The organism is bacterium (assembly GCA_021159335.1).
Classification (GTDB): Bacteria; UBP14; UBA6098; order B30-G16; family B30-G16; genus JAGGRZ01.
In genome coordinates, this window is sequence record JAGGRZ010000097.1 from 1 (window position 1) to 14786 (window position 14786).

13 protein-coding genes are annotated in these 14786 nt (G+C 43.5%); 11 read left to right on the top strand and 2 right to left on the bottom strand.

All coding sequences use genetic code 11. The features are described 5' to 3' along the window. Nucleotides 1-315: hypothetical protein (locus tag J7J62_05610; GenBank protein MCD6124630.1), on the bottom strand; the 315-nt coding region annotated here is incomplete at its 3' end. 229 nt (nucleotides 316-544) lie between these two features. On the opposite strand from J7J62_05610, the gene J7J62_05615 reads away from it, so the two are divergent. From J7J62_05615 to J7J62_05665, 11 genes are read left to right on the top strand one after another with little or no spacing between them, the layout of a single operon-like run. Next, on the top strand, nucleotides 545-3502 hold the full coding sequence (locus tag J7J62_05615) for a hypothetical protein (GenBank protein ID MCD6124631.1): 2958 nt from the start codon (nucleotides 545-547) through the stop codon (nucleotides 3500-3502). A 50-nt stretch (nucleotides 3503-3552) separates the two neighbouring features. Beyond that, nucleotides 3553-3963 (top strand): YkgJ family cysteine cluster protein, encoded by a 411-nt coding sequence (locus J7J62_05620; protein ID MCD6124632.1) that lies wholly within the window; start codon nucleotides 3553-3555, stop codon nucleotides 3961-3963. A 12-nt stretch (nucleotides 3964-3975) separates the two neighbouring features. Further along, nucleotides 3976-4476, top strand: coding sequence for a pantetheine-phosphate adenylyltransferase (gene coaD, locus J7J62_05625; protein ID MCD6124633.1), 501 nt, complete (start codon nucleotides 3976-3978; stop codon nucleotides 4474-4476). Then, nucleotides 4473-6179 carry a signal peptide peptidase SppA gene (sppA, locus tag J7J62_05630; GenBank protein ID MCD6124634.1) on the top strand — a complete coding sequence of 569 codons (1707 nt, stop codon included), beginning with the start codon at nucleotides 4473-4475 and terminating at the stop codon, nucleotides 6177-6179. Before coaD ends, sppA begins: the two co-directional genes overlap by 4 nt. A gap of 19 nt (nucleotides 6180-6198) precedes the next feature. Beyond that, entirely contained in the window at nucleotides 6199-8346 is a 2148-nt protein-coding gene (locus J7J62_05635) for a T9SS type A sorting domain-containing protein (protein MCD6124635.1), read from the top strand. 53 nt (nucleotides 8347-8399) lie between these two features. Next, nucleotides 8400-9272, top strand: a complete 873-nt coding sequence (locus J7J62_05640; protein MCD6124636.1) for a bifunctional enoyl-CoA hydratase/phosphate acetyltransferase — start codon at nucleotides 8400-8402, stop codon at nucleotides 9270-9272. Between the two features lie 28 nt (nucleotides 9273-9300). Beyond that, the gene (locus J7J62_05645) at nucleotides 9301-10686 is read left to right on the top strand and encodes a hypothetical protein (protein ID MCD6124637.1); all 1386 of its coding nucleotides are present in this window, start codon (nucleotides 9301-9303) and stop codon (nucleotides 10684-10686) included. A 57-nt stretch (nucleotides 10687-10743) separates the two neighbouring features. Continuing rightward, nucleotides 10744-11898 (top strand): alanine racemase, encoded by a 1155-nt coding sequence (alr, locus tag J7J62_05650; GenBank protein MCD6124638.1) that lies wholly within the window; start codon nucleotides 10744-10746, stop codon nucleotides 11896-11898. A 13-nt stretch (nucleotides 11899-11911) separates the two neighbouring features. Beyond that, nucleotides 11912-12811: a sugar kinase gene (locus tag J7J62_05655; GenBank protein ID MCD6124639.1), complete on the top strand. Its 900-nt coding sequence runs from the start codon at nucleotides 11912-11914 to the stop codon at nucleotides 12809-12811. Between the two features lie 2 nt (nucleotides 12812-12813). After that, a complete protein-coding gene (locus J7J62_05660; GenBank protein ID MCD6124640.1) occupies nucleotides 12814-13728 on the top strand; it encodes a M28 family peptidase in 915 nt (304 codons plus the stop codon). Nucleotides 13729-13784: 56 nt separating this feature from the next. Further along, nucleotides 13785-14417: a ferredoxin family protein gene (locus J7J62_05665; protein ID MCD6124641.1), complete on the top strand. Its 633-nt coding sequence runs from the start codon at nucleotides 13785-13787 to the stop codon at nucleotides 14415-14417. Nucleotides 14418-14441: 24 nt separating this feature from the next. Here J7J62_05665 and J7J62_05670 read toward each other — a convergent pair. Then, nucleotides 14442-14786: T9SS type A sorting domain-containing protein (locus J7J62_05670; GenBank protein MCD6124642.1), on the bottom strand; the 345-nt coding region annotated here is incomplete at its 5' end.

The window sequence follows — 14786 nt, forward strand, 5'->3', positions numbered from 1 at the left end:
GTCTTCTAAAGCTTTAAGATGCTTGACTAAAGATCTAACTTCTTCAACATATGGTTTTTCCGTCAAATAAAGATCTGCAAATAGTGAAGAATTAGTTACAGTGCCTTTAATATAAGCTATGTAACCTTCCAAAATAAATGAATCCTCTAAGCGAGGTATATAAGGGTCTAGAATTATATCAGTTACATAGTAAGTAGGAGATTGTTTTGAATAAGTGTCAGCTTGTTGAGAGTTTAAAGTGGTAAACAAAAATAATGTTAAAATAAACAGCAAAAAACCGTTAAGAAAATCGAACACTTTTTGGTAGGCATTCATTTTGATACCTCCTGTCAAAGAAAATTTCTCTATTTTAAAAACAACTTTATATTCTTATAAAGAATTTAAAAAGTCAAATAAAAAGTGTCAACTATTTCCGCATTTTGCTTTTTCCAATTTACAAATTTATATTCAAAAACCGCATCCCCCCACAACAAAAAAATTTGCCTTTTCCATCGTGGTTTTTATCTTGAATGATAGTTCGTTTTAAACCATTTGGAGGGTTCAGATGAGGAAAATAGCTTTGGTATCTTTAATAATCTTTGTTGGGCTTTCCTCTGGAAGTTTGTGGGAGGACCAGTTCGGCGCAAGACCCATAGGGTTCGGCAGAGCATTCGTTGCCGTCGCCGACGATGGATACGCGCCAATATGGAATCCTGCTGGCATAGAACTTTACAAGGACAGAACGCTTACTGCAACATTTTCCCGCCTATACTGGGGCGTGGACAACGACATCCTTGGGCAGGGCTACCTCTCCTACACTCACCATCTTGGCAAAGCGGGCTCTTTCGCCCTATCGACCACGCAATTCATAAGCCAGCGATGGCTCGAGAGCCACTTCATCCTAACCTATTCGAAGAAAATAAGCTCCATGTTCTACCTTGGGTTTAATTTCAGGCTTATTCGCAATGAGGTCCTTCTATCGGGTGGCGAAATAGGAACCCAGCCGGGGGACGAATCCCATGGTATCGTCAACCCTTCAGATGACCCTTTCCTTAGAGGTAAGAGCAACAAGATGGGCTTTACATTCGATGTGGGCGCGCTCGTTAAGCCCAACGACAAGCTCTCGCTGGGAATTTTTGCCATGAACCTTAGTCGTCCTGACATGACATTCGGGAATCTTGGAGGCGACTACAAAGAACCGCTTATAATAAGAGTCGGCGCTGCATACAATCTTTACAATCGCCTTCGACCAGCCATCGACATCCGCTATCTCGACGACCCGCTTAACGGAAAGAAAAGCTTCAAACCCAACGCCGGCGTGGAATACATCGTTTCAAGAAACCTTGCCCTTCGAACGGGCGCCAATACGGAAGAGCTCGCTTTTGGGTTCTCGTATCGCAACAGGAAATACATCGATATACAATTCGACTACGCTTTTGTGTACCCGCTTTCACGGATTAACAAACTTGGAGCGACATCGCACAAGCTCTCGGCAACGATGAGATTCGCACCACCGCCAAAACCGATGTTCGACCTCGCTCTGAAAACATCAAAAATGAGCGTTTACCCCAAGAACGCAATCCTTAATGAAAAAATAACCATAAAAGCCACCATAGAAAACCTTGGTGAAGCCACCGTTAACAACTTCAAAGTCGTTTTATACTACGAAGACCCGGACGAAGGCTGGGTTCTTGCTGCTCCGGTGAGAACGATAAGAAGAAAGCTTAAACCCGGCGACTCCATGGAATTGGAATGGGAATGGACACCAACCAAAACTGGCTACTATCAATTCTTTGCGCGCGTCGATGACGACGGCATAGCCATACCCAAGCCACACGGTCACATAAACGAGGTTGACGAGGACAACAACACTGGCTTCGTCGAGTTCAGGGTGTTCTCGCTGCCCAAAGGTGAGGCGCAGCCTGTCGAAACGGAACTTCAGGTTTCCGAGGTAACGCTTGTGCGCGAAGAAGAACCCATAGTGCCAGTCGTGTTCTTCGACCCCATGGATGATAGGGTTGACGAACGATTCAATAGAATGCTATCGGTCATAGCCGAAAGACTCAAAAACAACCCCGATATAGAGGTCACGCTGTATGGCTATTTCAATCCCGAAAGCGACGGCGATGTTTACGAATACGGGGAGAAGCTCGCAAGGTCACGAGCAAGAGCGGTAAGGTCTGTGCTTTTGAGGTTTGAACCCACTATAATGGATCAGGTAAAACTTGCGAACACACAATACTACGACCCTTCAAGGAGTCGCTGCGGCAAAATAGAGGAACACCTGCCAAAGGATAAACCGCTTGCTGAAGCCGAGAACAGACGAACTGAGATGGTCGCTTCCGTGAGAGGTTTCGAGAACTGGAAACCTGTTATTTTCTTCGATAAAAACTCATCCGAGGTTGACCTCGAAGCCCTGCAAACGCTTCGCGCAGAAGCTGATAACATAAAGCGGATAATGGAACGCAATCCTGAAGCAATATTTTTGGTCACGGGTTACGCGGGCAAAGGGGAACAAAATCCAGTAAGACTCGCTTTCGATAGAGCATTCAAAATAAGGAGCGAACTCGAAAACATCCTTGGCACGGACTTCGTTAATCGATTTTCACGAAGAATTTTTATATACGCGAACACTGATAAACTCGCCGACCGCGGAAAAGCGACGATTCAGGTTACTGGCGAGGGACTGCTCTATCGTCCTATGGAAGGCAAATGGGCTGCAAAGGACTACGAGTTCCAGAAGGATAAGATGAACTTTGTAGTCATAAAAAGCAATGTTGAGGCAGGCGTTGATAGTTTCCGAGTGTCCGTTATAGACGACAGAGGCAACATATTCAGAGTGCTCGCGGAGGGAACCGGCCGCATACCCGAGGGAATCCCATGGGACTGGCATGATGCCAACGGCAATTTAATCACACCCGACAGGACATATTATGTCCAGCTTGAGATAAAAGACCGTCTCGGACAAAGAATGGTCAAGCGCTCGAAGCCGATAAAGGTTAATGTTCAGAAGCTCACGAGGCAGGTCGAGACTCTCATACTCGTTCAATTCGTGTTCGATGAAAAGACATCGGAGTCAGTCTTTCAAGAATCGAGGCTCGAATACATCGCCAGACGATTTATTCGCAAAGCGCTCGAGCCACACAAAAAGCTAATAGCAGAAATAGCGGGACACACGGATATTATCGGCATGGAATTCAGAAACCGGCAACTTGCTGAAATACGAGCCAAAAAGGAATATGAGAACCTAAGACTTTATCTTATTTATCTCCTTGGCTTGAAAAACAACGCCGAGCTAAACAGATGGCTTGCTGCCCATAACACCGTGCTTAAATACGCTGGCTACGCCTCGAAAAAACCGTATGTGGTGACAGTGTGGCGCGAAAACAAACTTGTCAAAAAGCTCGTTGGAAACAACAAATTCCCCGAGGGCAGAGTGGTGAACAGACGAGTAACCATAGAATTCTACGAGGAGAAAATCGGAACAAAACCCAAGACTACGGGTGAAACATCGTTGAAATAAAAGACACACCGGGAAACACTTTTGGCATTAACGGATTCTTTCTGTCGTTAATGGAAAAATTTTATGAAAATGGTCTTAGATTCTCGTGCATGCGTTGCGGAAAGTGCTGCCGAATCAAGGATGGCTATGTTTATGTTAGCATGGCTGATATCGAACGGCTTGCTGATTTTGTTGGTGAGGACATCGATGACTTCATGTTAAAATACACGGAAAGACTCGGCAAATTCTTGGTCCTCAAAAGTTTTCCAAACGGGGACTGCATATTCTACGACGATGAGGTTGGTTGCAAAGTTTACGACGCCAGACCACAGCAATGCAGAACATTCCCATTCTGGCGAAGCAATCTCGCCTCAAAAGAAGCGTGGGAAATGACTGCAAAGGACTGCGAAGGGATAGGTCGAGGAAGGCTTTACTCAAAACATGAAATAGAGGCTATCCTTAAAGGGCAAAAAAGCACATAGAGGAGTTAAAATATGGGCAAAGAAAAAATAGCAGTTTATCCCGGCACATTTGACCCTATAACAAACGGACACATAGACATAATAATCCGCGCGGCAAAACTATTCGACAGGATAATAGTCGCGGTAGGAGAAAACCCTCAAAAATCACCCACATTCACTCATACGGAGCGAGTGGATATGGTCAAAAAAGTCGTTGATTCACTTGGTTTACCCAATGTTGAGGTTGACCACTTCTGCGGACTTTTGGCTGAATACGCCAGCAGAAAAGGCGTAACGGCCATAATAAGAGGACTTCGCGCGGTGTCCGACTTTGAATACGAATTTCAGATGGCTCTCGCAAACAGAAAGTTATTCCCAAAGGCGGAAACGGTATTTCTAATGCCGAGCCAATCATTCGTTTACTTAAGCTCATCTATAGTGAAAATAATTGCTCAAAATGGCGGCGATGTTTCCCAGTTCGTGCCCAAGGAAGTAGAAGAAATGCTTATGAAAAAATTTGGAGGTAAATCATGATGTTTAAAGCTTTGACCATAGCAATGGCGATTTTCATCCTTTTTGTCTCATTGGTTGCTGTCACATCGCTGAGAACAAAACCTCTTTTAGGATTCTTTTCGTTCTCAAGAGGCGCGAAAATAAGCAAAGGGACAATCCTTTATGTTGACCTGAGGAAACCATATCTGGAAGTCGAACAATACCCCTTCGGCATCTTCGGTATCTTTAAAAGACCCACATTCCCAAGGCTTTTAAGAGCACTCGATTTCGCCTCAGAAGACCCCAGAATAAAGGCAGTATTAATCCGCGGTCCCGCTTCTATGTCACTTTCTTCGGCATGGGAACTTAAGAAGCAAATAGCAAAAGCACGCAAAGCTGGAAAAACAATCTATGCATACTACGATTTAGCCACTCCATCCGATATGCTTCTTTTGACAGAATGCGATACGATTGTATCTCCAAAACAGGCTGTGACAGCAGTGCCTGGTTTTATGGCACGACCGCTATTTTTGAGGGGAACTTTCGACAAACTTGGCATAGGATTCGATGTTATTCACATAGGCAAATACAAAGGAGCTGGGGAAATATTTGTTAGCGACACCATGTCAGTGTGGCTGCGAGAAAGTTACGAAGCCTTCCTTGAGGATTACTATAACCAATTCGTCAGTGACCTCGCAGATGGGTATAATATCCCGGCTGAATCAGTAAAGGCGATTATTGACGGCGCCGTTTACGATGGGAGAACCATCCCGATAGCAATAATAGACTCCTTCATGCACTGGGAGGAATTCGTGGAATATCTTGTAGGCAAAGAAAAGGAGAAAATAGTTTCCATAAACGCATACTCCTCGCTTCCGCCCAGAGCAAGATTTTGTGACAAAAAAATCGCTTTAGTAAGCGCTGAGGGAAACATAATGGACGAATCAGACCGCACCATCAAAGGTATAACACCAAAACAATATGCGAAACTCATACATAAACTTGCCGATGACGACGACATCGACGCCATAATATTCAGAGTAACAAGCCCAGGCGGTTCAGCTATAGCATCAGACGCTATAAACGCCGAGATAGTTCGTGCTGCGAAGAAAAAGCCCGTTGTGGTCTCCATGGGTTCGATAGCAGCATCCGGCGGTTATTACATATCCATGGGCGCAAGAAGAATATTCGCGACACCATACACTCTCACCGGCTCCATAGGTGTTGTAATGATAAGACCGTATCTTCAGCGACTTTACGAGAAGATAGGCGCCAATCCGCAGGAAATAAAACGCGGGAGAAATGCTGACCTCATGACGGTGGACAAACCACTTACAGACGAACAAAAGGAAATTATGAAACGGCTGCTTCTTAACATTTACCATGACTTCGTTAGCAAAGCAGCCGAGGGAAGGGACACTACATATGAATGGATCGATTCAGTCGCTCAGGGAAGAATATGGAGTGCTGCGGACGCGGAGAGCCTTGGACTTATAGACGACTTCGGCTCGGTAATAGATGCGATAAGCTATGCAGAAAAGCTTATCGAAGTGCCTGAGGGATACAGAGCGAAAGTGGTATTTCTGCCGAGACCAAAAACATTTTTCGAAATTCTTGAGGAGTGGAACCTCACATTCACAAGCAGCAGATTGCCCAAAATAGCGGAAAAATTGGTTGACCAATTAAGGCTTTTGGAATCGCTTGGCAATAAACCCCTTTATCTATGTCCATTCGATGCACCGTGAAAAAACCAAGGAGGAGGAAATGAAAATAACTGGTAAAATTTTATTTTTGCTAATTTTTGTGATTTTTTTGCTGTCAACGGCGATTCACGCTCAGGATTCGCTTAATGTCAGGGTTATAAGCAAAGTTTTATCCGGTCCATATAATGACATATTTAAATGCGGAAACTATTGTTATGCTGGCGGTGGCAGTAGACTATCAATAATAGATGTATCCAATCCTGCACGACCGATTGAAGTGGGGCATTATTATGTTCCATTCTACATTTCTGACATTTTTGTAGTAGACACACTCGCATATGTTACCGATTTGGTAACAGGACTACATATAATAAATGTTTCAAACCCTGCGATGCCGCATGAAGTGGGTTCATTCACATCAAGATGGGGAGCATACGAAGTTCAAATAGTTGGTGATTACGCATATTTGGCAGGTATAGATGGACTGATAATATTAGACATATCGAACCCTTCATCACCAACAGAGTTATCAGTGAGTGGCGTTGCTGGTAGATGCGCTATTGCTTTATATGTTCACGGCGACTATGCATATGTTTTATATACTATGGATTATCTCCGCATTTTAGACATTTCCGCACCGACTTCGCCATCAGAAGTTTATCATATGTCAACGAGATTTTTTCTATGGGATGTATTCGCCACCGACTCATTTCTATATTTAGCCTGTGACACACATGGATTACAAATAATGGACATATCCGTGCCTTTCAGCCCGCGCGAGATAGGCCATATTGATACCAGAAGTCAAGCAATAAGGGTTTTCGTATCGGGGCACTATGCTTATGTCTCCGATGTCTGCACAGGAATAAGGATTATAGATATATCAACAGCAACATCACCTGTCGAAATTGGTTCCTTCGGCGAATATCATGTGTGTACAGATATATACATATCAGATTCATATGCGTATGTAGCTCAATCTGTGGATGGAATGAGAATATATGATATTTCCTCGCCTTCATCTCCTTCTGAAATTGGAGAATATGACAACTCTGTGCAGTTAATAAAAATCTTCGTCGTGGATACACTTGCTTATATTACTTGCTACGAGGAAGGATTAAAAATAGTCAACATTTCATCTTCGCGCCATCCATTTGAAATAGGCACTCTCAATATGGGGGGAAATCCAGAAGATATAATAGTTTCAGATTCCTACGCATATATCGCGGATGACTTCGAGGGTCTAAAGATAATAGATGTTTCAAATCCTTCATCTCCTCGTGAGGTTAGTTCATACAGCACGATGTATGGAATCTCTTGCCTTGCCATTAAAGATTCATTTCTATACATACCAAAAGACCATGGTGGTTTGCTGATATTAAATGTATCCAATCCTTCTTTACCCCGATTAGCAAATATATACGATACTACTTGGTATGCATATGATATGTTCATATTGGATTCATATCTATATGTAGTTGATGGCGATATAGGACTTCATATACTTGATATATCAATTCCACTGCTACCTCGAGAAGTCGGATTTTTTTACACGAGAGACCGTCCGCTTGATGTTTTTATAGCCGGAAATTACGCATACATATTAGACGACAATATTGGTCTCAGAATAGTGGATATATCGAATCCTTCACATCCTTATTTAGCTGGCTATTATATATCTGGAAGAGCTTGTGAGATGTATATTTATGATTCACTCGCATTCATCACGGGAAGTCACATAAAAGACCTTATAATATTGAACGTTTCTGACCCATCATCCGTAAGCCTTATTGGTTACTACGACCTTGAAACATATAACTCATTCACAGGATTATTTGTTCGTCCTCCTTATGCGTATGTTAATTCAGGGTATGATGGTTTATATATATTAGATGTTTCATACCTTACAGGTATTAACGAAAAAATAACACAAAAACCAAAATCATTAGGACTCTTTGTCTATCCTAATCCTTTCAATTCAACTTGTGAAATAACTCTGCCGAGTAACGCATATCTTGAAATATATAATATCAAAGGAGAGTTAGTTTTTTCCGATTATGATATTAAAAACACGAGCGCAATGGATAACTTACAAACCCGACAAATCGAATGGATTCCCAAAAGCAAAACTCCCTCTGGAACATATATTGTAAGGGCGACCACTGCGGATGGTAAAACCGAGAGTAAGAAAATAGTTTTTATGAAATGATTTCAGCTATAAACAAACCACGGAGGTAAGCCATGATTAAAAACTTCGATGAGATGTTATCAGCAATAAAAACTGGCAAACGCCACAACCTCGCCGTCGCTGATGCCGCAGGCGAAGCCGTGATAGCTGCATTGGCAGAGGCAGAAAAGATGGGAATAATAAAGCCATACCTCATTGGTGACGAGGAAAAAATAAAACCATTGGTGGAAAAGCACCAGCTTTCCGAATACAAAATAATAAACGAAAGGGACCCACAGGCTATAGCGACGAAAACAGTTGAGCTCGCCCGCAGTGGCGAGTGCGACATGATAATGAAGGGAAAATTATCCACACCGATATTACTTAAAGCTGTTCTCGATAAGGAGACTGGACTTAGAAAGGGGAAATTACTCTCGCATGTGGCAGTCATGGAAGTCGAAAAATACCCAAAACTTTTCCTCATGACAGATGGTGGCATGAACATCCGACCCGATGTTAACGACAAAGTTCAAATACTTGCTAATGCAGCAGAGGTGGCTAATAAACTCGGGATAGAAAAACCAAAAGCTGTGGGACTTGCCGCGATAGAAATAGTTAATCCCGATATGCCCGAAACGGTCGATGCAGCGATATTAACCAAAATGTCCGAGCGCGGACAACTTGGAAACATAATATTCGACGGTCCGCTCGCCATGGATGTCGTTCTGTCAAAACAAGCGGCAGAAGCTAAACACATAAAAACGGAAATGGCCGAAGACGCCGACATCTTTCTTATGCCCGACATTGCCAGCGGAAACATTTTCGCAAAAGCACTTATATACCTTGCCGACGCCAAAATAGGTGGTGTGGTCATGGGAGCAAAAGTTCCTATAGTGCTGCTCTCTCGCTCAGATACAGCGCAGATAAAACTATTCTCCATCGCGCTCGGATGCCTTGTAGCACAGTAATTTTAGACTAACTAAAAGCGCACGAAAATTGCGATCAGCAAAAGGCATATTTTCCGCTAAACCAAAAGTTTGGCTTGTACTAATTATTATCGCGTACTTCATCTCAAGATTTACGCTGCTTAAAACTGGTTTTGGCCTTGATCCTGATGCATGGCGAATAGCGAACTCAGCATTCGACCTACATTTTCTCGGCTACTATCATCCATCGCGGTTGCCGGGCTATCCACTGCCGGAACTAATCGACTCTATTCTAATACCTCAAAGTTGGATTGCGACCAATCTCGCTACTTCGATAATATCTCTTCTTGGAATTATCTTCCTTTATAAAATACTGTCCAAGTTGCGGATGAAGCTGAAACTTCTCATCACCATAAGTTTTGCCCTAATGCCAAGCGTTTGGATAAACTCTGCAAACTCGATGGATTACATGTGGGCAACATCTTTTCTTATAATGGCGCTTTATTTTCTTATCGATGAAAAAGTGTGCATATCCGCAATATTGCTGGGTCTTTCCTCTGCATCGCGAGTATCCAATGCCGTTTTCGTTGTCCCTTTTGTTTACTGGATTTTAAGCTCTGAGGGAAAGAGGAACGAAAAATTGCGAAAAACAATTTATTTCCTATGTTTAACCGTAGTAATAGCGGGCATTTTTTACATCCCAATAATAAATGAGTTCGGCTTAAAATTCTTACCCCGTCTGCCCGGGAAAATGACAACAATCCTTGTCGCCAAAAACCTCGTAAGAACCTTTGGATTGCTCCCATGCATAGCTGTTCCATTAGCACTTATGTATATCGTTTCCAAAACGATAATCACAAAAAGCTCCCGCAGAAGAATTCTAATTTTTTCAATCATATCGATGATTCTTGTGTTCGGACTTTTCGCAAAAATACCCTACGAAGCATGCTATCTTCTTCCCATAGTTCCCATAATACTTTTGGCGCTCACAACAGGGATGAGCAGAAAGGCTCTTTTAATAATTTCAATACTGCTTATTCAACCATCGATTTTCACATTTAGACCCCAAAAAATTATCGACAAAGGAGCAATTTTAAAGAATATCAGGCATAGAGAGCAACAACTGGACTTCGCAAAGAGAATAATTTCTGAAGCATCACATAAACGTTCGGTCTTCGTAATCGGAACCTGGCTACCGGTGGTTACATATCTTAAAAAGGTCGAGTTTTTAACGGAAGGGGAAATGATTTACTTTGAGCGCAAATTCCCGAATAAAAAATTCTGGGACCACGAAAAAGATGTATGGTTTGTGTATTTGCTCACTGATGATGACCTTAACTATTTCAAAGGGGCTAAATACGAAATTTTCTTTCTTCCGGGCATAGACGAAGCAAACAGAAAAATTTACGGTGTAGACCTCAGATTAGAGGGCGCGAAGGAGATGCCAATACATTAGCGAATCAAATAATCAATTATGTTGCCCCAGATTAATTGTTTTGTTTTATTAGCTAAAATGCATGACCCGAGAGGACATTACCTTGAGACATTCTGCGAGATAGACCTCGACGCATTCGCAGGGAACCTCGAGGCGATAAAGAAAAAGATAGGCAATCGCGAAATAATACTTGCTGTGAAAGCCAATGCATATGGTCATGGTGTCGTGCCTATCTGTCGAGAGGCATTAAGTTGTGGTGTCAAGCGATTCGGAGTCGCAACACTTAACGAGGGCGTTCAACTACGTGACGCTGGAGTGGACGGGGAAATAATAATACTTACTCCCCCAGCTATGGAGCAAATACCATCGGTAATCTATCATTCGCTGACCCCCAATGTAGTTAGTCGACTTTTTGCCGAGGCTCTATCGGCACATGCAGTCAAAGTAGGCGCTGAAGTTAGCATTCACATTGAAGTGGACACAGGCATGGGACGCTCGGGCATACCATGGTATGACGCCGTAGGGGAAATAGTAGCCATAGCGATGCTTCCAAACATAAAAATAGCGGGGATATTCACGCACTTCCCAGTAGCTGACAGCGATGCAGAATCAGATGTGGAATTCACGCGGCTTCAGATAAGAAGATTTTCCCATATATTATCGACACTTACTGAATTCAAGCTCGACATACCATTAGTTCATGTATCCAACTCAGCGGGTATACTTGCTCATCCTATCGTGGGCAATGCAGTTCGTCCGGGACTTTTAGCCTACGGATTGTATCCCTCAGAGAAAATGCGTAAAACCATAGATGTAAAGCCGATACTTTCACTTAAGACGAGGGTTATCCAGATAAGAGACTTTCCTCCGGGAACGAGCATTAGCTACGGCAGAACTTACATAACTGACAGGCGGACAAGAGTAGCCGTGATAAGAGCGGGTTATGGAGACGGTCTTAGGCGAGCACTATCGAACCGTGGCGAGGTGCTCATTCGAGGTAAGCGACGACCAATAGTTGGCCGCGTGTGCATGGACACAACAATGGTCGAGGTGGACGATAATGTTAAGCTGGACGACGAAGTGGTAATAATCGGAAGCCAAGGCAACGAAAGAATAACCGCAGACGAGCACGCAAAATGGTGCACAACTATAAATTATGAGATAATAACGGGTATATCAGAGCGCGTGAAAAGAGTTTACATAAAAGGCGGAGAGGTGGTAGAAGTAATCTAAAAAAGGAGATGAAATGAGTCTTCTTGTCATTGGTTCTATAGCGCTGGATACCGTAAAAACTCCAAAAGGAGAGCTTAAAGAAGGACTCGGTGGTTCTGCAACATACTTTACTATCGCGGCGAGCAAGTTCACCAATGTTAGTATTGTGGGAGTTGTCGGCGAGGATTTCCCAAAGGAATACATAGAACTCTTACGGAATTGTGGTGCAAATCTTGATGGTTTAAAAGTTATGTCTGGTAAAACATTTCGGTGGCACGGAGTTTATGAGGACGAGTTTGGCGATCCGAAAACTCTGCTTACCGAGCTTAATGTATTTGAAAAGTTCAAACCTGAATTGCCCAACCACTACAAAGACCTGCCTTTCGTGTTCTTAGCAAACATTCACCCTGCGCTCCAGCTTGAGGTGGCAAAACAAATGCGCAAACCAAAATTAATTGCTGCGGATACGATAGAGTGCTGGATAAAAAATGAACCGGATGCGCTTAGGGAAGTTATCTCCAGCGTGGACATGTTCTTTCTGAACGAGGCTGAATTAAGAATGATAACCGGGGAAAAATCGCCGCTTTTAGGCGCTGAAAAGCTTTTGTCGCTTGGTCCAAAATGGATAATGTTGAAGCGCGGTGTTTTCGGCTCTATGCTTATTGGGAAAAACGGCATGTTCATGCTGCCTGCATACCCAACGACAAATGTTGTCGACCCCACAGGAGCGGGAGATTCATTTGCAGGTGGGATGATGGGGTTCATCGCACGAGTTGGGGATATCTCGTTCGATACCATGAAAAAGGCGGTCGCGTACGGAACTATTATGGGCAGTTTCTGCGTCGAGGGGTTCTCGATCAATAGGCTGGTCGAAGTTAACCAGGAAATGATAAAAGAAAGACTAACTGAACTCGCCAACATGACGAGACTGTGATAATGCGAAAAAATGCATTCAAAATCATTATCCTCGCTTCCGTTGTAATAGCGGGTTGCGCCAAAAAAGTTGAGCCACCGGATTTTTCCGGTGAGCAAGCCTACAAGCTTCTTGTCGCACAATGTGATTTCGGTCCAAGACCACCTGGGTCGGCTGTGCACGATTCTTTCATGGTATGGCTTAAAAACTTTCTTGACACTCTTGCTGATTCAACGGAAATACAGTATTTCTCGGCTGTGGGCTACGATGGAGAGATTCTTCGCATGGGCAACATTATCGCCCGATTCAATCCGGGAGCCAAGGAAAAGATCATGTTTTGCGCGCATTGGGATACTCGTCCCTGGGCAGACCGCGACCCCGACACCACAAACCGTAAAAAGCCGATACTCGGTGCCAACGATGGAGCCTCGGGAGTTGCTGTCCTACTTCATCTTGCACAGCTGATGCATTCCAAAAAGCCGCCCATAGGCGTTGACATCGTGCTTTTCGACGGCGAGGACTACGGTCACGAAGGCGACCTTGACATGTACCTTCTGGGAAGCAAATATTATGCACAAAACCTTTTAGGTAATAAACCGAAATTCGCTATTCTACTTGATATGATTGGTGACAGTGACCTTAACATTCCCAAAGAGCAGTTTTCAGCTATACGATTTGCGCCCGAGCTCGTGGAAACACTCTGGAACCGTGCCAAAAAACTTTCGCTCAAAGCATTTGCGGACACCCTTGGACCAGCAGTTATCGATGACCATCATCCCCTTGCGAGCGCAGGCATAAAAGCAGTAGACATCATAGATTTTGATTACAAATACTGGCACACATTGATGGATACGCCGGATAAATGTTCGCCCAAATCGCTTGAGCAAGTGGGGAAATTGCTGGTTGATATCGTATATAATCCGCCAGAGATAAAATAATATCTTGATTTAGATACAAAAATTTCTAAATTAGGCAAAAAATTGGAGGAGTAAGGATGGGAAAATTCGATAAATGGCACGGGATAGATAGAAAGAAAATACCATGGTATCCTACTATAAGAACTGATAAATGTATATCATGCAAATTGTGCTTTGTTACATGTGGTCGTTTGGTTTTTGACTGGGATGATGTTGCCAATAAACCAATAGTGGCTCGACCTTACAATTGTATGGTTGGCTGCACGACCTGCGCTGCTATATGCCCTGCCCAAGCTATAGAGTTCCCTGACCCAGAAATAGTCCGCAGGATAGAGCGCGAGGAGAAAATTCTGGCGAAAATGCATGAACTCGCAAAGAAAAAGAAAATGCAAATAAGCCTTACTAAAGCACGACAAATCGCCGAGGAACTTCTCGCAAAAAACAAGACATATGTGAAATTCGAGGCGACAGGACATTTTATTGAACGCGGAATAATCTCAAAAATGGATGATGCTTTAAAAGACAAGCCGTGCGATATTGTAAATCTTTCCTTGGAGGTTTCCTCACTGAAGGGCTGCAAATACGAAAAAGCGCCGTCACTGTTAAAATTCAACCTCGTTTCAACCAAATTCGAGGATGTTGGCGAATGCCGTAATGTTATAAGAAAAATTCTAACAGAAAACGATGCAGTAGTGACTCTTGAACAGTAACAACACAATCAGTTAAAAGTCATTTCACCTCACCAGCACCACTCTTCTCACCACTGCCTCGCCGCCAGCACTAACTCTGAGCAAATAAACCCCCGACGGCACGCTAATCCTGGGGCGCCAGACAAGCTCATGCCAGCCAGCGGTAAGCTTGGATTTGTGTATATGATCAATAAGCTTCCCCGAAATATCGTATATATCAATTTTTGCATCGCCGGCATCGGGCATTCGGAGCTTTATTCTCACCTCAGCGTTGAAGGGGTTAGGATAGCATGTGAGGGAGAGAGTATGGGGTTTGGGTGGTTGGCAAACATTCCATGTCGAGTCGTTGAACCTTACGCACCAGCGCTCGCGCATCGCAGTGCCTATGGT